19 protein-coding genes and 2 tRNA genes are annotated in these 19,184 nt (G+C 62.8%); 14 read left to right on the top strand and 7 right to left on the bottom strand.

All coding sequences use genetic code 11. The features are described 5' to 3' along the window. The first annotated feature begins 183 nt into the window (after positions 1 to 183). Entirely contained in the window at positions 184 to 498 is a 315-nt protein-coding gene (locus HDG34_RS17495; protein WP_184061456.1) for a hypothetical protein, read from the top strand. A 48-nt stretch (positions 499 to 546) separates the two neighbouring features. Here the strand turns inward: HDG34_RS17495 and HDG34_RS17490 are convergent, their stop codons facing one another. Next, positions 547 to 978, bottom strand: a complete 432-nt coding sequence (locus HDG34_RS17490; protein ID WP_184061455.1) for a hypothetical protein — start codon at positions 976 to 978, stop codon at positions 547 to 549. Positions 979 to 1,470: 492 nt separating this feature from the next. On the opposite strand from HDG34_RS17490, the gene HDG34_RS17485 reads away from it, so the two are divergent. Together HDG34_RS17485 and HDG34_RS17480 are read left to right on the top strand one after the other, a co-directional pair. Continuing rightward, complete coding sequence (locus HDG34_RS17485) at positions 1,471 to 1,896, top strand: hypothetical protein (RefSeq protein WP_184061454.1); 426 nt, start codon at positions 1,471 to 1,473, stop codon at positions 1,894 to 1,896. Positions 1,897 to 2,017: 121 nt separating this feature from the next. Next, positions 2,018 to 3,163, top strand: a complete 1,146-nt coding sequence (locus HDG34_RS17480; protein WP_184061453.1) for a YaaC family protein — start codon at positions 2,018 to 2,020, stop codon at positions 3,161 to 3,163. On the opposite strand, the gene HDG34_RS17475 is transcribed toward HDG34_RS17480, so the two are convergent. The 3 genes from HDG34_RS17475 to HDG34_RS17465 all read right to left on the bottom strand — a co-directional run bounded on the left by HDG34_RS17475 (position 3,146) and on the right by HDG34_RS17465 (position 5,083). Then, entirely contained in the window at positions 3,146 to 3,823 is a 678-nt protein-coding gene (locus HDG34_RS17475; protein ID WP_184061452.1) for a hypothetical protein, read from the bottom strand. The genes HDG34_RS17480 and HDG34_RS17475 overlap by 18 nt on opposite strands. A 233-nt stretch (positions 3,824 to 4,056) precedes the next feature. Next, positions 4,057 to 4,133: transfer RNA gene (locus HDG34_RS17470), tRNA-Arg, on the bottom strand. 119 nt (positions 4,134 to 4,252) lie between these two features. Then, positions 4,253 to 5,083, bottom strand: a complete 831-nt coding sequence (locus HDG34_RS17465) for an undecaprenyl-diphosphate phosphatase (RefSeq protein ID WP_184061451.1) — start codon at positions 5,081 to 5,083, stop codon at positions 4,253 to 4,255. Positions 5,084 to 5,670: 587 nt separating this feature from the next. On the opposite strand from HDG34_RS17465, the gene HDG34_RS17460 reads away from it, so the two are divergent. The 5 genes from HDG34_RS17460 (at position 5,671) to HDG34_RS17440 (ending at position 10,605) form a co-directional block, all read left to right on the top strand. Beyond that, entirely contained in the window at positions 5,671 to 6,579 is a 909-nt protein-coding gene (locus HDG34_RS17460) for an aldose epimerase (protein WP_184061450.1), read from the top strand. Positions 6,580 to 6,732: 153 nt separating this feature from the next. Beyond that, positions 6,733 to 7,455 (top strand): peptidoglycan DD-metalloendopeptidase family protein, encoded by a 723-nt coding sequence (locus HDG34_RS17455; protein ID WP_184061449.1) that lies wholly within the window; start codon positions 6,733 to 6,735, stop codon positions 7,453 to 7,455. Between the two features lie 94 nt (positions 7,456 to 7,549). Continuing rightward, complete coding sequence (locus tag HDG34_RS17450) at positions 7,550 to 7,876, top strand: hypothetical protein (protein WP_090801089.1); 327 nt, start codon at positions 7,550 to 7,552, stop codon at positions 7,874 to 7,876. Positions 7,877 to 8,872: 996 nt separating this feature from the next. Then, positions 8,873 to 9,181 carry a DUF2288 domain-containing protein gene (locus HDG34_RS17445; RefSeq protein WP_184061448.1) on the top strand — a complete coding sequence of 103 codons (309 nt, stop codon included), beginning with the start codon at positions 8,873 to 8,875 and terminating at the stop codon, positions 9,179 to 9,181. A 56-nt stretch (positions 9,182 to 9,237) separates the two neighbouring features. Then, on the top strand, positions 9,238 to 10,605 hold the full coding sequence (locus tag HDG34_RS17440; protein WP_184061490.1) for an MATE family efflux transporter: 1,368 nt from the start codon (positions 9,238 to 9,240) through the stop codon (positions 10,603 to 10,605). Positions 10,606 to 10,823: 218 nt separating this feature from the next. On the opposite strand, the gene HDG34_RS17435 is transcribed toward HDG34_RS17440, so the two are convergent. Beyond that, a complete protein-coding gene (locus HDG34_RS17435) occupies positions 10,824 to 10,991 on the bottom strand; it encodes a hypothetical protein (protein ID WP_167368601.1) in 168 nt (55 codons plus the stop codon). Positions 10,992 to 11,169: 178 nt separating this feature from the next. On the opposite strand from HDG34_RS17435, the gene HDG34_RS17430 reads away from it, so the two are divergent. From HDG34_RS17430 to HDG34_RS17410, 5 genes are all read left to right on the top strand, one after another. Next, positions 11,170 to 11,346, top strand: a complete 177-nt coding sequence (locus HDG34_RS17430; RefSeq protein WP_018421224.1) for a hypothetical protein — start codon at positions 11,170 to 11,172, stop codon at positions 11,344 to 11,346. A 384-nt stretch (positions 11,347 to 11,730) separates the two neighbouring features. Beyond that, positions 11,731 to 11,889, top strand: coding sequence for a DUF3309 family protein (locus HDG34_RS17425; RefSeq protein ID WP_090801093.1), 159 nt, complete (start codon positions 11,731 to 11,733; stop codon positions 11,887 to 11,889). Positions 11,890 to 11,999: 110 nt separating this feature from the next. Then, a tRNA-Pro gene (locus tag HDG34_RS17420) sits at positions 12,000 to 12,076 on the top strand. A 211-nt stretch (positions 12,077 to 12,287) separates the two neighbouring features. Then, positions 12,288 to 12,746: a histidine phosphatase family protein gene (locus HDG34_RS17415; RefSeq protein ID WP_184061447.1), complete on the top strand. Its 459-nt coding sequence runs from the start codon at positions 12,288 to 12,290 to the stop codon at positions 12,744 to 12,746. Positions 12,747 to 12,901: 155 nt separating this feature from the next. After that, entirely contained in the window at positions 12,902 to 13,714 is an 813-nt protein-coding gene (locus HDG34_RS17410) for a GNAT family N-acetyltransferase (RefSeq protein ID WP_184028352.1), read from the top strand. 93 nt (positions 13,715 to 13,807) lie between these two features. Here HDG34_RS17410 and ppx read toward each other — a convergent pair whose 3' ends face one another. Next, positions 13,808 to 15,460: an exopolyphosphatase gene (gene ppx, locus HDG34_RS17405; RefSeq protein ID WP_184061446.1), complete on the bottom strand. Its 1,653-nt coding sequence runs from the start codon at positions 15,458 to 15,460 to the stop codon at positions 13,808 to 13,810. Between the two features lie 204 nt (positions 15,461 to 15,664). On the opposite strand from ppx, the gene ppk1 reads away from it, so the two are divergent. After that, complete coding sequence (ppk1, locus tag HDG34_RS17400; protein WP_090801097.1) at positions 15,665 to 17,728, top strand: polyphosphate kinase 1; 2,064 nt, start codon at positions 15,665 to 15,667, stop codon at positions 17,726 to 17,728. A 116-nt stretch (positions 17,729 to 17,844) separates the two neighbouring features. On the opposite strand, the gene phoR is transcribed toward ppk1, so the two are convergent. Then, positions 17,845 to 19,158 carry a phosphate regulon sensor histidine kinase PhoR gene (gene phoR, locus HDG34_RS17395; RefSeq protein WP_184061445.1) on the bottom strand — a complete coding sequence of 438 codons (1,314 nt, stop codon included), beginning with the start codon at positions 19,156 to 19,158 and terminating at the stop codon, positions 17,845 to 17,847. Between the last annotated feature and the right edge of the window lie 26 nt (positions 19,159 to 19,184).

Below are 19,184 nucleotides of genomic sequence, written 5' to 3'. Positions count from 1 at the left end.
TGCAGGCGCGAAACCTGTAACCCTTCGATGATTCTGGTACGGCAGGAGGGGCTCGAACCCCCGACCCTCGGCTTAGAAGGCCGATGCTCTTGTAGCGCCGCGCCTTGCTGGGCGCGGCTTCTATCCAGCTGAGCCAGTTTCAGTCACACGCCAGTCACACTCGGCGGTCTCTTCGGAGGCCGTATGGCAACGATAAGCAAGCGCACCGACGGATGGCTGTGTCAGGTCCGCAGGAAGGGGTTCCCGCACCACTCCAAGAAGTTCACAACACGCTCTGAGGCAGCGGCATGGGGCCGCTCAGTCGAGGCCGAAATGGACGGGGGCGTGTTCGTCAACCGGGACGAAGCCGAGAGCACGACTGTTGCCGATCTGCTCGACCGCTACATGCGCGACGTGTCGCCCGCCAAGCGCAGCCACGCCAGTGACAAGGGACGTGCGCGAACAGTGCGCGCCTTGCTGGGGCCGACCCACAGATCGTCCCCTTCTTCTGCGCATTAGCAGTACCCTGCGGGCTAAAACTTCACAACAACCGGGGCAACGCGATCATTATTTGCTTGGCGATGAGAACGCCGCACGCAAATTCGAGACGGTCCTGTCCAACCGAGCCACAATTGAGTCAGCGCACTGATCAATTACTTGGGCGCCGCAAATGCCGTTGGTTGAATCCAGATAAAGGGGAAATGATCCCGGTGCGCTCATGTTGACTAACGTGAAAACCACCGAATACGCCGCACGGATGTTCGTATTGTCGGGGTCGATGCTGCTTAGGTGAAGCTGAAAAGTCGAGTCTTTTTCTACTTCTGCGAGTTGCATTCCTGCCGACCGCCGGACTTGCTCTTTCACCGCATACACTAGCCGATGCCCTTGAGTGTCTTCTGCTCCATCTTCAACGTAGACTGTGACTCTCGCGTACTGCTGCGCCGAGGCTGCTCCGCATGCAAGCCAAAGTAGAATTGCGATAACGGCTTTGATCCTCATAGCGCGTTCCCGTGCGTTATCCCCATGTCGTTTGTCAGAATGTACTGGAAGACCGGCTTGCCGCATAGTTTGGTGGCAACGCGCCACACACCGCCTGCCCTACTCGGCGCGCTCGTAGCAACACAGCTTCTGCCCCATCCCGGAACTGGGAAACGGCAAAACAGCTGTCGCGTCCGCCAGATAACCGCCCGCCGCGCCCTGCGCCAGCAGCCCAGTCACTCCCATACGCGGCCTTGCATGCCAGTCAGCCACTCCGGCCACACTCCGTACGCGCCAAGGCGCGATGCGTGCGCCGCCGCGCTACCCACTCGCCACGGTACCCTTCGCCCTTCCGGCTGGATAAATGCACGCTCGCGCACACCTACGGGAGCGCATGGACGCGTGCGGGCGGCGTAAGTCCTTGCGAACAGGTGCGGCAAAATGGGGTCCAGTATCGCAGTAGAATCAGCAGATCATTGCTCGGCAGGGCTGCCAATACCCCGGGGACCAGTCATGAAGAAGAACGCACTTCCCGCCGCACTATTGCTCGCTGCGGTGTGCCACACGGCTAATGCAGAGGAGTGGATTTGCGGAATGTGGGAAGACCCGCCAAGCAAGTCCAGTTTCGACTACGACATCACACTGGACAATTCGCCCACTGCCCGCGTGGAAGTCACTCCGACGACGCTGGGAGCGAATCCACGGGACAATGCCGAGGCTGGAACCTCGAACCTTCTGATCCTGCGGAACTCCTCGGACGGTCTTGTGCTTGCGGCTGGCGGCACAGGCCCGACTCAATACGGGCGAGCTGTCTACGGCTCCCTGTTGGTGTTAAATCGGCAGACTAAAACCGCACTCCAGTCCTACGCACTGTCGGCTGAAAAAGCAGGCTTCGTCAATCCGCCACGGATGGGTAAATGCACTCTCGCTCGACCTTAATGCGAACCTCACAGGGCGAAACCATGCGCGAACTGCTAACGATGATGCTTACGCCGACTTGGACCGATAGAAGTCTGGTTCGACGTGTACAGCGCCCACAAATGTTCATTTAGAGGCACGTGTGATCATTAAAAACTGTGCGACCTACTCATCTTCCGACGTGGCGAAGTACGCATGGACGCGGTTGGCGCACTACCAAAACATCGACGCTGTCACGCGGCACATCATGACGTTACATGCGCTGCCTGAACGCCATCGAGCAAATGCGAAGCGGCAGGCAACACAAATTCGACAGTGTTTAATGCAGGCTCGTGAGTATTTCGAGGCCGCCCAAGTGGTGAGTCTCGCGACCCGCCCGGTACTCCTCTACTACTCAATCATGTCTCTTGCGCTGTGTGAGATTCTGTTCAAACAAACAGCCGATAGCCGACTTGAAAAGCTGCGGGAAGAACATGGGTGTCACGGGCTTAGCTTGACATTGACGTCTCAAACCACCCCGGCTGACACGCTAGAAGCATCCGCTGCTGCACTAATCGCAAAACCACAGTTAGCCCCAAATGGCTCTGGTCGCGGTACATTCGAAGTGTGGAGAAGGTCAAGCCGCGAATTGCCTCTGAGCGGACAGTTGACGCAATCGTTATCGGGGACACGGGCTACGACCTCTGGTCATGCTGTGTTGGCCGTAGGCGTGGATCAGGAGCCCCCTCGCTTCCCCAACGGTGGTCGCAGTTTGCTTAGTGTACTTCAGAGCCTACCGCAGATGGTGGATGTCGTTTACAGATACGATCTTCTGCCGGAATTGGTTCGTGCGAAATGCACAGCCACCTCGGACATAACCCAAATCAACCGGACAACCGAGGTCACTGTACATCCTGGGCCTCAGCATCTGATAGACGCTTTCGCAAATCAGATTTCGCTTCCAAGTTCGGAGGCACCAAGAATCAACGCGCAAGAACTACCTTCGGGGTTGATTTTTAGCTTTCCACAAGACACCGCAATTTCCCTTCCTTGGTGCGTATGCATCGACACGAAGACAGTGTGGCTGTCAACCCGTCAAGAGTCCCTAACCGAGTTCGGCCTGCTCTATGTTGGACTTCACATCGCGGGCAATTTTGCGCGTTACTACCCCGACAAGTGGCTGGCCCACATTGACGCAAGCTCACCCCTCGCCCTCGCAATCGACAAACTAACAGAGGCCGCTTTCGAACGAGCGCCGCTACTCACCCTTTGCGAACTAACGCGGGTGCAGCTACTTCGCGAAGCGTAACGGCTTACCACCGTCCCACGGACGGCGGCGGGACAGCGCAGGTCGCAGCCCGCCCGTGCCACCGCTTATCCGGTTGGCATAGGGTGGCCTATTCCGATAGTGCTCCCGAAAGCGTTCAATAAGGCCAGCTTTTACAGTATCCGCCGGTTCGCCGTTGCACACGCTCCAGCGCACAAGTAGTTGTTCCCACTCCGGGATGTACCAGAGCAGCCGACCGCCCCGGTGGCCGACATCCTTGCCGTAGGCGAACTGCACTAGCTGGCGCACGCGCTGTCTTAGACCGTTCCGACCAGCGCCTTTCCCAATGTAGACAACGGTTGCATCGTGCACCCATGCGGCCCTGACGATCTCCTCGGGATAGCTTGGGTCGAGCCCTTTAAAGCGCCCAGCCTTACTAGCGGGCAAAAACGGTGGAACGCCCGACGCTGCTCGAATGACAACGTAGACACCGGGAGCGGTCGGAACATCGCGACAGTTTGTCTCGCTCAGCCCCTTGACCGAATTGCCGGTAGCAAACGAGTTCAAGTCAATGCCGTCAATGGTGTCCATGTCGTCCCCTTCGTCGTTCGGTTCGCGCTTCATCCCGTCGCGGAAAGCATACTCAATCGGCGGCGCCCCAACGACGCCTAGCGGGTCGGCAATACCTGAGCGCATCAGCAAGATGCACCTTCGTGCTAACGAGACTGAGCGAAGACAGCACAGGGGGCCATAGCAGCAGGTGACGCGCCCGAACGGCCTCGCGGAAATACGAGGCGGCTTTCGATCGGGAAGCTAGGAGGGATAGGCTAGAATCAGTCACACCGCAGTCACACACAGCTGTGACTACGGACTCTTTCTCAACTCACATCGCCGAGCAGAAAGTAGCGTAAGTGACTGATTCAGCACATAGAAACTGGTACGGCAGGAGGGGCTCGAACCCCCGACCCTCGGCTTAGAAGGCCGATGCTCTATCCAGCTGAGCTACTGCCGTATGGATCGATATCTGCATGAAACCGGCACTCGCGGCGAGCCGCCCGATTTCCCACAAACTAAAATTCTAACTGACCTGCAACCAACCGGGCCCGGATTATAACCGATCGCCCGGCGCGCTCAGACCGGCTGCGGATGCAGCATGAACCAGCCGAGGAACAGGATCCCCGCGATCGCGCAGTACGCGCCGAACGACGCGAGACGTCCGCGGCCTTCGAAATAGCGCATCAGGAAACGCACGCTCAGGTACGCTGCGATCGCGGTCAGCACGCCGCCGAGCACCGCGTCGGCAAGCTGGCTCGGCGCGTGAAGCAGCTTCGGCAGTTCGAGTACGCCAGCCGCGAAAATGATCGGCGTGCCGAGCAAGAACGAAAACTCGGCGGCTTTCTCGGTGGTGAGGCCGGCCGCATTGCCGGCGATCATCGTCAGGCCACTGCGCGAGAAGCCCGGAATCAGCGCGCCGATCTGCGCGAGGCCGACGAAGAACGCCTGGCGCAACGTCAGCTTTTCCGGCGGTTGATGCGCGCGCGCGCGTTGCAGACGATCGCCGAACCACAGCAGCACGCCATTCACGATCAACGCAATCGCGACGATCCGCAGATCATGAAAAAGCGCCTCGAGGCGCTTTTCCAGCACGAGACCGACGAGGCCCGCCGGAATCGTACCGATGATCAGCGCCCACATCATGTGACCGTCGTCGTTGCGGCGGCCGCCGAGCGACGCGAAGAAACCCCGCACCAGCGCGTACCAGCGCGCGCGGAAGTACCACAGCAGCGCCAACGCGGTGCCGAGATGCAGGGCGACGAGGAACGGCAGCAGTTGCGGCGCATGCTTGTCGATATGCATGTCGAACAGGGCTGGCACGAGCAGCGTGTGGCCAAGGCTGCTCACCGGAAACAGTTCGGTAACGCCTTGCAGCACGCTCAGAAAAATGAGAAACGACAGGTTCACGCGGCGGTCCTTGTAAGCAAAGTGTCGAGAACTGCGCGCCGCACAAAAGGGGGAGCCGGCGCGTCAAAGGCGCACCGATTATGCCTGGCTACACACCCAGCGCCAAGCGGTTAGGCCACATTCGGAGAGATATTGACGCGCCGCGTCACAACTCGACACCGTTGTTACGCGAGAGCAAGAAAGCGGGCGGCGGATTCGTCGCGCGCGTGCTGCGAAAGCAGGGAATGAAAACCAGCGGATCAGCGCTCGAGAGAGTGGAAGAAGTAGTACGTGCTGGCGGTGAATATACCGAATAAGGCCACCGCCATTGCCGTTGCGAGATCCATGATGCCTCCTGAGCCGATTCGCCCGGGAGTCGGATGGACCGGACGCTCCGACGGATTATCAATAGGATTCGCCCTTTTCCGACACCCGCAATTTCCCGGGAAGGGTTTCCCCGTAGCGCAAAGCAGCGCAAAATCGCGGTTTCGCCGCGCGAGACGCAGTCGCCGCGAATGGCGCAAAACGCCGCTTCCATGCAGATGCAACGGCCGACCCACGCGGCCGCTTTGCGCGACCCTCAACCTCTATCTGGCTAGCTATTGACCATGCCCCTCTCCCCGGAACAGGACATTCTCGAGATCGCCCAGGACGCCTCGGTGCTCCGTTTTTCGCCGCAAGCCGGCGGCCGTCTGCTGTCGTGGACGATCGACGGCGAAGAGGTGATTCACTGGCCCGAGCACGCTGACTGGAGCGTGCCCGCGCGGATTCGCGGCGGCAATCCGCTGCTGTTTCCATTTCTCGGCCGTCATCGCGTCGACGGCAAGATCGGCTATTGGCGTGACGCGCGGGGCACCGTGCGCGAGCTGCCGATGCACGGCTTCGCGCGCGACCTGCCGTTCGAGCCTCACGCCGACGTGCATGGCGCCGGCCTGCGGATGGTTCTGACCGACAGTGAAGCGACCCGCGGCTCCTATCCGTTCGGCTTCCGCTTCGAGGCCGCCTACGAGCTCATCGATCCGCGCACGCTCGACGTGACGCTGACCACCACCAATACCGGCGACGCGCGCCTGCCCTACTACGCCGGCCATCACTTCTACTTCACGCTGCCGCACACGCAGCGCGCGCAAACGACGCTCGAACTGCCGCGCACCGAGCGGTGCCGTCAGCTCGAGGACGGCTCGATCAGCCCCGCCGAGCCGGGCGAAGCGAGCTACACGCTCGACGAAGACCGGATCTACGACCGCTTCCATTGCCTGACCGGCACGCCCGATCGACCGGTGAGGGTCGATGCGCCGGGCATCGATCGCGTGATCACGATCGATCTGCAGCGGCCCGGCTCGGTGCCCTGGTACGCGGTGACGACGTGGACTGAAACGCCGCAGTCGGACTTTTACTGCGTGGAGCCGTGGCTCGGGTTGCCCGATGCGATCCACAACGGCCGAGGTTTGCGCTGGCTCGAGCCGGGACAAACCGAAACGGCGGCACTGCGCATTACCGTCGAGAAGACCAGCTGATACGCCGGCGCCGGCGGCGAGCCGCTCGAAGCGGCCGCCCGCCACTTCGCTCCCCTCGCCGGGGGGCGCAACACAAAACCGTTAGAATCGAACGCTTTGTCTGTCTGTGCCGCGTGATCGGGATCAGCGCGCGGCAGTGTTTTGCGAGGTCCAATGCTGGAAACGACAAGAATCAAACGACTCGGCTGCGCGGCATTGCTCGCGCTGCTCACCGCGTGCGGGTCGGCGCCGGTGGGGCCGGGCTACTACCGGGTCGAACGGGGCGACACGCTGTCGAAAATCGCGCGCGGCAACCGGCAATCGGTGCAGAACATCGCACGCTGGAACAACCTGACCAATCCCGACCGCATCGAGGTCGGCCAGGTGCTGCGCGTCGCGCCGCCAGGCGGCGCGGCGTCGACGAGCGGCGCGATCCGCAGCGGCGGTGGCGATAGCAGCAGTGGCAGCGCGAGCGCGGCGGTCGCGCCGCGTCCTGCGCCCGCGGACACTGCGCCGGCGACCGCGCCCGTCCCGATCTCGCTGGTATGGCCCGCCGACGGCACGGTGTTCCGCCGTTTCGACGGCGGCAACTCGAAGGGTATCGATATTGCCGCGGCGGCCGGCACGCCCATCGTCGCGGCGGCGCCTGGCACCGTCGTCTATGCGGGCAACGGTCTGCGCGGCTACGGCAATCTGCTGATCCTCAAGCACAACGCCGACTATCTGACCGCTTACGCGCATAACCGCGCGCTGTTGGTGAAGGAAGGCGAATCGGTCAAGCGCGGCCAGAAAATCGCCGAAATGGGCGACACCGATACCGATCGCGTGATGCTGCATTTCGAACTGCGCTACCAGGGCCGTTCGATCGATCCGTCGAAACAACTGCCACCGCGCTAGGCGGCGGGCGCGGGAACCCGCCGTGCTATAAACGCTCAATTCGAAGCGGCGTGGCTGCGCGCCACGCCCTTCCGTTATTTGCAAGGAATCTGAAATGAAAAGCCCATTGGCGCGCGTCGCGGCGGCTGCGACGATCAGTCTTGGCCTCCTGACGCTCGGCGGCCTCGGCGGCTGCTCGACCACGACCACGATGACCTATCTGCCGAGCGGCGACACCGGCTTCGCGATCAACTGCAGCGGCAGCGACGCCAGCACGAGCTGGGCCGAGTGCTACAAGCGCGCGGGCGAAACCTGCGGCAACTACGGGTACGACGTGGTTTCGAAAGACGTCGACAACGGCGCGACGTCGGGCGGCACGATCGGTGGGATTTTCGGCGCGAATGTGAAAAACCGTTCGATGGTCATCCGCTGCAAGCAGTAAAAGGCAGCGCGCCGTGCGGCACGCGCGGCCGCCGAGCGGCAGAGCGTCACCGCTTAGCGGCGTCGCCAGCGCCCGGAGCGCGGATCGATGCGCGTGGCGAAGCGCACCAGCAACGCGAGCGCGATTAGCCACACGCCGACAAAAATGATCACCCCGGTCATGAGTCTCGCGCCGAAAAATAATCCGCCATCATCGGCCGCATATGTGAATTCGCGGTGAAGATCGCTGCGGCAGGTTAAACATCCGCGTAAATCCATTCAAAAAAAAAGCCCGGCACGAGGCCGGGCTAACGGGGGTTCGGCGCATATCGGCAAAGGACCGGTTCACCATGCGCCAGAACGAAATCTAACAATCCGCATTTCCAAGCGCAATGTATTAATTTTGCGGCCAATGTTACACGGCGTACGGATTCCGCAATCCGTGAATCGGAAATGTCGGAATCAGACCGGCTTAATGCGCCGCAGCTGGGATACTCCACACGCCAAATCATTCAAACCAGGAATGTCGGAGTATCGCACCGGCTAATGTTCCTGGGCTATCGGCGGAAAGTCCCGCCAAACCAGCAGAGGAAAGACGTCTGGCCGAATAACACTAACTCATCCGGCAATAACGCCGCTTTGGCTTGCGAATATTAACTTGGTGCGCAAACGCACGTAACGCATCGATTAGTCGCGGCAACTCTTCCGAATAAGCGTCGATACTGCTTCGCAATAAATTCGCGAATAGTGAAATATTTAACATTGACAATTCCGCCGACAATATTGAAACCGCATTCAAACTCGTTTCAGTTTTGAATATTCGGACGATTAATAGCCGGTGCTGATGGGCGGCACGCCTCGTGTGCCGCCGTCGTTGAATCCGCCGGTATCCAGGTTCAGAATCCGATTCAGTCCGCGCTGCATAAAAGGCCGCCCGGCGCGTTGCGCAAGGCCGCCACGCGGCCCGCCGGTCCTTGCCAATAGTTTATAGTGACGGCCCCGTCCGACCCTGTCCACGATGACTTCCAACGACGCCTCCCAAAGCCCCCTTTATGCGAAGCTACTCGGCGAAACCGCCAAGATCGGCTGGAGCGAACTCGAACGTTTTTTTGCGCGCGGCATACTGCTGCACGTCGCGCGCGACCTCGATCTCGTGAGCGTCGCCGAGGCAATCGCCAACGACGACAGCACCCGGGTCGCCCAATGGTTGTCCTCCGGCCTCGTCGTGCGCGTTCAGTCGGAGACGGCCGCCGATTTCGCCGCGCGCGACCCCGAGCTGTGGGCCGTCGTCGTCTCTCCTTGGGTGTGCGTGCAGGAGCGCTCTTGAACGACGCGAGTACGCCCGATGCCGGTATGCCCGATGCCGGTACGCCCGATGCCGGCATGCCCCCCGCCGCGCGATCCGAAACCGCCGCACACCCAGCCAGCGCGCCCGCGCTGCCGGTGCGCTGGCATCGCCGGGTGCTCGCGCTCGCATTCCCGATCGTCCTCGCGAATCTGACGCAACCGATCCTCGGCGCGGTCGACACCGCCGTCGCTGGTCATCTGGACAGTGCCTCTTACCTCGGCGGCGTCGCGCTCGGCGGGCTCTTCTTCAACTTCGTGTTCTGGGGCTTCGGCTTCCTGCGCATGGGCACGACCGGCCTCGTCGCGCAGGCGCACGGCGCGGGCCGCAGCGACGAGTTGCGCAACACCGTCGTGCGCGCACTGCTGATGGCGGCCGCGATCGGCGCACTGGTGCTGCTCGTGCAGCAACCGCTGATCGACTATGCGCTGCGGGCGATCGGCGGCAGCGACGCCGTGCAGCGGCACGCGCTGGTTTATTGCCACGCGCGCATCTGGGCCGCGCCGCTCGCGCTCGGCAACTACGTGATACTCGGCTGGCTGCTCGGCACGCAGCAGGTGCGGCTCGCATTGCTGTCGCAGGTCTTCATCAACAGCGTGAACATCGCTGCGGTGCTGCTGTACGTGTACGCGTTTCATTGGGGCGTGGCCGGCATCGGCGCGGCTACCGCGACCGCCGACGCGCTCGGCTTCGTGCTCGGGCTCGCCCTGCTATGGCACGGCAGGCCGCGCGGCCTGCCCGCGCTGAATCGCGCCGCCTTGTTCGACGCCGCCGCGCTGAAGCGGCTCGTCGTGCTTAATCGCGACATCTTCGTGCGCACGCTGTGCCTGCTGTCGTCGTTCGGCTGGTTCGCGCATCTCGGCGCGCGGCAAGGCGACGCGACGCTCGCCGCGAACGCATTGCTACTCAATTTCCAGACCTTCATGGCGTACGGGCTCGACGGTTTCGCGCACGCGGCCGAGGCGCTGGTCGGCGCGGCGATCGGTGCGCGCGATCGTCACGCGTTCGCGCAGGCGGTCAAGCTCACCGCGCTGTGGTCGGCGCTCGGCGCGATCGGCTTCTCGTGCGTCTACTGGGGCGCGGGCGCGTGGATCATCGAGCGGCTGACCGATCAGGCCGCCGTGCGTGCCGCGGCCGAAACCTATCTGCCGTGGGCGGCGCTGTCGCCGGTCATTTCGGTGTGGGGCTTCCTGCTCGACGGCGTGTTCATCGGCGCGACGCGTACGCGCGAGCTGATGATGTCGATGGCGGTGTCGCTTGCGGTGTTCGTGGCGGCGTCGTCGGCATTGCTCGCGTGGCACGGCAATCACGGGCTGTGGATCGCGCTGCTGATCTTCATGGCCACGCGTGGCGCAACGCTCGCGCGTTACCTGCCGGGCGTGTCGCGGGGGCTTGCGGCTGCCTAGCGCGGTGCGCTGGGCACCGTTGGCTATTCGGCGGACGACAGACCGTTACGGCTTGAAACAAGCGCATACATATCGCATAACGAGCGCGTCCTGGAATGCTCTCAGCCCGTGCTCTCCGCGCGAACCGTCGGCACGGGTCAGAAGTGCCGGCGTGCCCGCGCCGGTGCTTCGCTTTCCCCGCCCTTTCCCGCTCGTTTTCACTTCAATTCAACGAGCGCTCACTGCGCGACGGGCGCGGGCACCATCGCGGGCGGCCGATCGTCGGTGGGCACGCCGTGGTAGTCGGCGGGATCATGTGGTGGGCTGCCGCGATGCGCGGACGGATTGTCCGCACAGCCGGCGACGCCGGCGCACAACAGCAAGGCAAGAGTCAGAACGCGGGTCATTTTGCAATCGTCTCCGGGACAAAGCGATGGCGGAGGTCCGCCATCGCGCCGAGAGTCTAACCGCAAAGCGCGTTCGGCGACGCCATCACACACCTCGTGCGTCGCCGGTTCCAGTTCGTGAGATTTCACCGGACCTGCGCTACTATGGGTTCATGGCTGAACCTACCGGGAGACTGCCATGGACGGTGAATCGATCGCGGGCCTGATCGGGCTCGCAATAGGCCTGATCGTGCTGGTGGCGTTGTCGATTTTCGAATCGCGGGCCTACCGGCGTGAACACGATGGCGAGGGCATGCTGCATCACTGGACGCATCAGCATCTACATATGCCGCATTGGAGGCGTCCAAGGCATTGATGCGGGTGATCTTCAACTCTGACCGAATGGCCTCTGGCCGCGGCACCGGCATGTCACGGTACCTCAGTCGCGCGTCCGCTCGATGACGCGTTGACCGGCGTTGCGGCGCCTGCGCGCATCGAGGTCCGCTGGACGTGCGCAACGCCTTTCCGGTTCTTTGCGCATACCTACATCGAACGACGACGCTTCCTGCGTCGCTCTCTCCTTCTGCGCTTTCGTCCAAGGCCTCACTGCATCGAGCTTAACGGGTGATGGGCACATGCCTTGCTGGTTCCGATCCAGCAACAGACGCGCGACACGCGCGTCGATTGTCGCGGCGCGCGCGCCAAACCAGCGTGAAGATGCGGCCAGCGATTTCGCGGCCCCCTCAAAAAGGAGAACGCCATGACCGTCGGAACCATCCTGCTAATCGTGCTCATCCTGCTGCTGATCGGCGCGTTGCCAAGCTGGCCGTATAGCAGCGGCTGGGGCTATCGGCCGACTGGACTCGTCGGCGTCGTGCTGATCATCGTGATCGTTCTGCTGTTGATGGGGCGTATATAGCCCACCGCGAGGCCGGCGCGAGCCCGCTACGGTGAACGTCGTTGCCCATGCGGTTAGGGCCGCCAAGGGATTGACGCTCCTGCCCGCACCCCCTATACTCTCGGATTCGTCGGAGCGTAGCGCAGCCTGGTAGCGCATCTGATTTGGGATCAGAGGGTCGTAGGTTCGAATCCTATCGCTCCGACCACGAAAAGCAGCTCGAAACCCGCGAAGCCTCCGGCTTCGCGGGTTTTTGCTTTTTTGGCTCGCGTTCAGGTGGACGCCGACAGCCGACCCGTCAGGCACTCGCCTTGCAAATCATCACCTGCGCATGCGACAGTGCTTGAGGCAGTACCTCGCTGCGAAGACGCGCAAGCCCGCCGCAACGCCATCCCAAGCCGCTCAAAAAGGAGACTCCCATGGACCTGATCCTCTGGCGTCACGCCGAAGCAGAAGATGTCGCCGCGAGCGATCTCTCCCGCGCGCTCACCACGCGCGGCCGCAAGCAGGCGCAGAACGCCGCGAAATGGCTGCGCGCCCGTTTGCCCAACGACGCGGTCATACTCGCGAGCCCCGCCGTGCGCACCATCCAGACCGCCGAGACGTTGAGCGACCAGTACCGCGTCGTGCGCGAACTCGCGCCGAACGCGAGCGCGAACGACGTCCTGGAAGCGGCCGGCTGGCCCGGCGGCATCGCGCAAACCGTCGTGATCGTCGGCCATCAACCGACGCTCGGCCACGTCGCCGCGCAACTGCTCGGCGACAGCCGCGCGAGCTGGCCACTGAAAAAAGCCGGCATCTGGTGGATCGAGAGCCGCGAGCGCAACGGCGAAGATGAGGCGGTGTTGCGCGCCGCCATCAGCCCCGATCTGATCTGAGCGCGCGTGTCGCGCGACACCTCCGACATTACAGGCACCCACGCGAGGGCTTACGGGCAGTCATCCAATCGTCACGGCTTTGCCATGCGAGCGTCACCGCGCGTTACTACATTGGCGAAAAAAGAAATCCTCACTCTTTTCGACCAGGACAGCCAATGCGAGAACTGCCGACGCCCACCCTGCCCTTCGCCTCGCTTTTCGAACCGCGCCGTCTGCCGCGCGCCGAGGAAACGGTCACCGCGCAGCATCGCCTGCAAGTGTCGTGGGCGCGTACCGACGAAGAGCTGCGTGAAGCGCAGCGTCTACGCTATCGCGTCTTCGCCGACGAAATGGGCGCACGCCTCAGCGGCCCCGCGGGCCTCGACGTCGATGCCTTCGATTCGTACTGCGACCATTTGCTGGTACGCGATCTCGACACGTTGAAAGTAGTCGGCACGTATCGCGCCCTGCCGCCGCATCAGGCCGCGCGCATCGGCCGTCTATATGCGGAAAGCGAGTTCGACGTGTCGCGTCTCACGCATCTGCGCGCGAAGATGGTCGAGGTCGGCCGCTCGTGCGTGCATCCCGACTATCGCAGCGGCTCGGTGATCATGTCGCTATGGGCTGGGCTCGCCGCGTACATGAAGCACAACGGCTACGAGACGATGCTCGGCTGCGCGAGCGTCGCGATGGCTGACGGCGGCCACTATGCGGCGAACCTGTATTGCTCGCTGCGCGACAACGCGCTGACCGCGCCCGAATATCGCGCGTTCCCGCATACGCCGCTGCCGGTCGACGAACTGCAGACGGGTGCCGCCGTCGCGCCGCCCCCGCTCGTGAAGGGCTACTTGCGTCTCGGCGCGAAGATTTGCGGCGCACCGGCGTGGGACCCCGACTTCAATACCGCGGATTTCCTGACGCTGTTCCGTCTGTCCGATATCAACGCGCGCTATGCGCGGCACTTCCTCGGCGATGCGTTGCCGCGATAAGCTGCGCCGAGATACGAAAAAGCCCTGCATTTGCAGGGCTTTTTTTGTTCGTGCACACGCCGCGAATCGACGCGTGCGTCGATCCGCATCGCGTCAATCGTCCGTATAAACGACACGGTACGGAATCCCGACTTTCTCCCACTCCGCCGCCTCCTGGATCAGGCTGTAATCCGTCAACGGATTGTTGGCGACCCACTCGTTCGGCAAACGCACCTCGTAACCGCCGTTCGCCTGAGCAACCGTGATGCCCGGCAGGCCGACGTCCGCGCGTCGACGGCACAGCAACGCCGCGAGCCGCAGACAGAACAGCAGCGGCCATTCGACGTCGCGCGTCTGCGACAGCTTGCCGAGCTTGCCCGCGTGGCCGAGCACGAGCGCTGCGAGGCGCGCCTGGTCGGTACGCGAAAAGCCCGGCATGTCGGCATTGCTCGCGATATAAGCCGAGTGTTTGTGATACGCGCTATGCGAGATCGACAGGCCGATTTCGTGTAGCGACGCCGCCCAGCCGATGAACATGCGGTTTTCCGCGCGGCGTTCCTCGTCCGGTTCGACGAACTGGTCGTAGAAGCTCGTCGACAGATCGCGGATGCGCCCCGCCTGCGGGCGATCGATGCCATAGCGGCGCATGAAGCCCTCGACCGTCACCGTACGCATGTCCTCGTGCTGCGAACGGCCGAGCAGGTCGTACATGACGCCGAGGCGCAGCGCGCCGTCGGTGGTGTCGACATAGTCGACGCCCAGTTCGTCGAACACCGCGATCATGATCGACAGCCCGCCCGCGAGCACCGGCACGCGGTCGCTCTTCAGCGCAATCAGTTTCAGCCGGTTGACGTTTTCGGCCTTGATCAGCGCGCGCTTGAGCCGCTCGAGGCCGCCGCGCGAAATGCCGTGGGTGACGCCCGCATCGTTGAAATTGTTCGCCTCGACCAGTTCGGCGAGCGCGCGCGCGGTGCCCGACGAGCCGATCGCCTGCTCCCAGCCGGTCTTCTTGTATTCGGCGGAAATGATCTGGATTTCGCGGCGCGCGGCGAGCTCGGCCTGGCGCATCGTGTACTCGTCGACGTTGCCGGCCGGGAAAAACGCGCGGCTATGGCTCACGCAGCCGATATACAAGCTCTCCATCATGATCGGCGTGTAGTGCGAGCCGATGATGAATTCCGTCGAGCCACCGCCGATATCGACGACGAGCCGCTTGCCCGCGCTCGCCGGCACCGAGTGCGCGGCGCCCGCATAAATCAGGCGTGCTTCCTCGCGCCCGGCGATCACTTCGATCGGAAAACCGAGCGCGGCCTCCGCCTCGCCGAGAAATTCGCCCGCATTCTTCGCGATGCGCAGCGTATTGGTCGCGACCGCGCGCACGTGGTCCGGATGAAAATCGCGCAACCGCTCGCCGAAGCGCTTCAGCGCATCCCAGCCACGCACCTGCGATGCGCGATCGAGCATCTTGTCGCTCGATAGCCCGGCCGCGAGCCGCACCGGCTCGCGCAAGGCGTCGACCTGATAGATCTGGCTGCCCGCGTCGGTTTCCTCGACCCGGCCCACGATGAGCCGGAAGCTGTTCGAACCGAGATCGACGGCGGCGAGGAGATGAGGAATATTGACCATCGGGTAAGCGTACTCCATGCGCGCGAGCGCGGCGGCTGCGGCCGAGGGCGTGGCGGCGGACTCCGGCAGCGCCACGCGCCGGCCCGGCGCCTTCGGCGCATGGTGCGCGTCGCGGCCAGCCGCACTGTTCAAAGACGCCATTCTAAGCGTAGCAGCCTTCACGGTGTCACCTCGCGGCGCAGGGAGTTCGGTATCGTCGCATAGGTAGCGCGTCATATTGACGACAGACGACGATTGCGGCATAAAATGTTAAAAACATCGCCGATGTCATCAGGACGTCATCAAACCGTGAGAATTTCCGAGCGTCTTTCCGTCTCCATTTCAGACATTCCAATCTCGCCGCCGATGTCCGTCCGCTATCCCCTATTGAATCGCGAGCTGGGCATTCTGGGTTTCAACGAGCGTGTGTTGGCGCAAGCCGCCGATCCCGCCGTCCCCTTGCTCGAACGTCTCCGCTTTATCTGCATCACCAGTAGCAACCTCGACGAATTCTTCGAAGTCCGCATGGCCGGGCTTCAGGAACAGATGGGCGACAACCCCGGCGCATTGTCGCCCGACGGCATGTCGCTGCTTCACATGTACGACCTCGTGGTCGAACGTGCGCAGAAGCTCGTGCATCGCCAGTACACGATGCTGCACGACACGGTGCTCACCGCGCTCGAACAGGAAGGCATCTATTTCCACGGCAACGAAGCCTGGAGCGACGCGCAGACCGAATGGGCGCGCAACTACTTCTTCAACGAACTGCTGCCGGTGCTCACGCCGATCGGTCTCGACCCCGCGCATCCGTTTCCGCGCGTGCTGAACAAGAGCCTGAACTTCGTCGTCGAGCTCGAGGGCAAGGACGCGTTCGGCCGTCAGGCGATGATGGGCATCGTGCAGGCGCCGCGCGCGCTGCCGCGACTCGTGCGCATGCCGCAGGAGCTGTCGGGTTATCCGCATGGCTTCGTGCTGCTGAGCTCGCTGCTCCAACACTTTGTCGGCGAGCTGTTTCCGAATCTCTTCGTGCGCAGCTGCAATCAGTTTCGCATCACGCGCAACAGCGAGCTGTTCGTCGACGAAGACGAAATCACCAATCTGCGCGTCGCGTTGCAGGGCGAACTGCCGGCGCGGCATCTGGGCAATGCGGTGCGGCTCGAAGTGTCGGCGGAAACGCCCACGCATGTGGTGCGGCGCCTGCTCGACGAAAGCGGTCTGTCGAACAAGGACTGCTACTACGTGAACGGCCCCGTCAATCTGGTGCGGCTGATGCAGCTGCCCGAGATGGTCGACCGGCCGGATCTGAAGTTCGTGCCGCACATTCCGTCGACGCCGAGGCAGATCGCCAACAGCGCGAGCATGTTCGACGTGATCGATCAGGGCGACGTGCTGCTGCATCATCCGTACGAGAGCTTCCAGCCGGTGCTCGAGCTGCTGTTGCAGGCGGCCAAGGACCCGAACGTGGTCGCGATCAAGCAGACCATCTATCGGACCGGCACCGACTCGCCGCTGATGGATGCGCTGATGCAGGCCGCGCGCAACGGCAAGGAAGTCACGGTGGTCGTCGAGCTGCTCGCGCGCTTCGACGAGGAAACCAACATCAACTGGGCCTCGCAGCTCGAAGCGGTCGGCGCGCACGTGGTCTACGGCGTAGTCGGCCACAAGTGCCACGCGAAGATGATGCTGATCGTGCGACGCGTGTCGGCGGGCGGCAAGGCGAGCCTGAAGCGCTACGTGCACCTCGGCACGGGCAACTATCACCCGCGCACCGCGCGCCTCTATACCGATTTCGGTCTGATGACCGCCGATCAGAAGATCTGCGAGGACGTGCACCATGTGTTCCAGCAGCTCACCGGCATCGGCGGCGAGCTGAAGCTGCACGAGCTGTGGCAGTCGCCGTTCACGCTGCATCCGAAGCTCGTCGACGCGATCCGCAAGGAAGCCGAGCATGCGCGCGCGGGCAAGAAGGCGCGCATCGTCGCGAAGATGAACGCGCTGCTCGAGCCGACGGTGATCGCCGAGCTGTACGAAGCATCGCAGGCCGGCGTGAAGATCGATCTGATCGTGCGCGGCGTGTGCTCGCTGCAGCCGGGCGTGCAAGGGCTCTCCGAGAACATCACGGTGCGCTCGATCGTCGGGCGCTTTCTCGAACACCATCGCATCTACTACTTCTACGACGGCGGCAAGGAACAGGTCTATCTGTCGAGCGCCGACTGGATGGATCGCAATCTGTTCCGGCGCGTCGAAGTCGCATTCCCGGTCAACAACCGGCGACTGAAGCGGCGCGTGATCGCGGAAGGGCTGTCGGCGTTTCTCGGCGACAACCAGTCGGCCTGGTTGATGCAGAGCGACGGTCACTATCGCCGGCGCCGGCCGGGCAAGGCGTCGCGCAATGCTCAGATGAGTCTGCTCGGCAAGTTCTGTTCGTAGTCGCCCGCGTTTCGGGTGCTCGCCGCGATGGCGGGCACCCGACGATCCGCGCGCATAAAAAACCGCCTTTTTCAGGCGGTTTTTTTATGCGTCGACCAGTCGTACGACTGCCGCGTTCAAACCTGTGCGGTTTGAACGCGCGCCGTCCGATATACCGGAAAGCGCACCGTGAACGTGCTGCCGCGCCCTTCTTCGCTCTTCACGTCGAGTTGCGCATCGTGCCGTTGCAGTACGTGCTTGACGATCGCGAGACCGAGCCCGGTGCCGCCCGTGTCGCGCGAACGGCTGCGATCGACGCGATAGAAGCGCTCGGTGAGCCGCGGGATATCGGCGGCCGGAATGCCGAAGCCGCTATCGGTGACCGAGAACACCGCATGGCCACCCTGCGCACGCCAGTTGACCTTGATCGAGCCGCCGTCCGGCGTGTAGCGGATCGCGTTCGTCACCAGATTGCCGAATGCGCTGAAAATCTCGGTTTCGACGCCGGTGACGGTCAGTGCTTCGTCGGCATCGAAGACGATCTTGTGATGATCGCTGGACAGGCTCTGCGCGTCGTCATGCAGATGCCGCAATACCGCGCGCATGTCGATCATCTGATCGCTCGGTGGCTTGTTGTCGCCTTCGAGCGTCGCGAGCACGAGCAGATCGCTGACGATATGACGCATGCGCGACGCCTGCTGCTCCATCAGTTCGAGATAACGCGCGCGCTCGGCTTCGCCCAACGGCAGCTCGCGCATCGTCTCGAGAAAGCCGGACAACACCGTGAGCGGCGTTTTCAATTCGTGCGACACGTTGGCGACGAAGTCACGCCGCATCGCATCGGTGCGCTCGAGCTCGGTGATGTCCTGCGACAGCACGAGCTTGCGATTGTCGCCGTAAGGAAACACCTGTACCGACAGCACGTTCTGGCGCTTGTCGCCCATGCCGCGCATGATCAGCATTTCCTCGTACCGATGCGAATTCAGATAGCGCACGAAATCCGGATGACGCACCAGATGCGTGATGTGCTGACGCAGATCGCGCTTCGCATCGAGCCCAAAGTGGCTTTCGGAAATCGCGTTGCACCACTCGATCTGATCATGATCGTCGAGCATCGCGACACCGTTAGGCGACGCCTGGATCGCCTGGATGAAACGCGAATGCTGCTGCTCGACCTGGCGCACCTGGGCATGCCAGCGCTTCGCGAGCTTGTGCAGACGGTAATAGATTTCGCCCCAGATGCCGGGGGCGCTCGGCACTTCGCCGTACACCGGCGCGTCGAGCAGACGCCACAGACGCTGCTTGTGGAAGGTACTGAAGACACTCTGTACGAGCAGCAGGACGATGGCGAGAGCGAGCCCTGCCTTGACGTTCAGCAGTGCGCCGACCACCACGCACAGAACAGCAAGCAGCACGACCGACACGATGGAGCGCGCCCAGATGATGTTCATGGTCTAGCGATCGAAGAGAAAATACA

This window comes from Paraburkholderia sp. HC6.4b (assembly GCF_014200875.1).
Lineage (GTDB): Bacteria > Pseudomonadota > Gammaproteobacteria > Burkholderiales > Burkholderiaceae > Paraburkholderia > Paraburkholderia tuberum.
Note: the sequence above shows the minus strand (reverse complement) of the source record. Positions and strands in the feature narration are given on the sequence as shown.

Coding starts and splice junctions, on each gene's coding strand:
- HDG34_RS17495 (WP_184061456.1), top strand. CDS start 184: ATGGCAACGATAAGCAAGCGCACCGACGGATGGCTGTGTCAGGTCCGC.
- HDG34_RS17490 (WP_184061455.1), bottom strand. CDS start 978: ATGAGGATCAAAGCCGTTATCGCAATTCTACTTTGGCTTGCATGCGGA.
- HDG34_RS17485 (WP_184061454.1), top strand. CDS start 1,471: ATGAAGAAGAACGCACTTCCCGCCGCACTATTGCTCGCTGCGGTGTGC.
- HDG34_RS17460 (WP_184061450.1), top strand. CDS start 5,671: ATGCCCCTCTCCCCGGAACAGGACATTCTCGAGATCGCCCAGGACGCC.
- HDG34_RS17455 (WP_184061449.1), top strand. CDS start 6,733: ATGCTGGAAACGACAAGAATCAAACGACTCGGCTGCGCGGCATTGCTC.
- HDG34_RS17450 (WP_090801089.1), top strand. CDS start 7,550: ATGAAAAGCCCATTGGCGCGCGTCGCGGCGGCTGCGACGATCAGTCTT.
- HDG34_RS17445 (WP_184061448.1), top strand. CDS start 8,873: ATGACTTCCAACGACGCCTCCCAAAGCCCCCTTTATGCGAAGCTACTC.
- HDG34_RS17440 (WP_184061490.1), top strand. CDS start 9,238: ATGCCCCCCGCCGCGCGATCCGAAACCGCCGCACACCCAGCCAGCGCG.
- HDG34_RS17435 (WP_167368601.1), bottom strand. CDS start 10,991: ATGACCCGCGTTCTGACTCTTGCCTTGCTGTTGTGCGCCGGCGTCGCC.
- HDG34_RS17430 (WP_018421224.1), top strand. CDS start 11,170: ATGGACGGTGAATCGATCGCGGGCCTGATCGGGCTCGCAATAGGCCTG.
- HDG34_RS17425 (WP_090801093.1), top strand. CDS start 11,731: ATGACCGTCGGAACCATCCTGCTAATCGTGCTCATCCTGCTGCTGATC.
- HDG34_RS17415 (WP_184061447.1), top strand. CDS start 12,288: ATGGACCTGATCCTCTGGCGTCACGCCGAAGCAGAAGATGTCGCCGCG.
- HDG34_RS17410 (WP_184028352.1), top strand. CDS start 12,902: ATGCGAGAACTGCCGACGCCCACCCTGCCCTTCGCCTCGCTTTTCGAA.
- ppx (WP_184061446.1), bottom strand. CDS start 15,460: ATGGCGTCTTTGAACAGTGCGGCTGGCCGCGACGCGCACCATGCGCCG.
- ppk1 (WP_090801097.1), top strand. CDS start 15,665: ATGTCCGTCCGCTATCCCCTATTGAATCGCGAGCTGGGCATTCTGGGT.
- phoR (WP_184061445.1), bottom strand. CDS start 19,158: ATGAACATCATCTGGGCGCGCTCCATCGTGTCGGTCGTGCTGCTTGCT.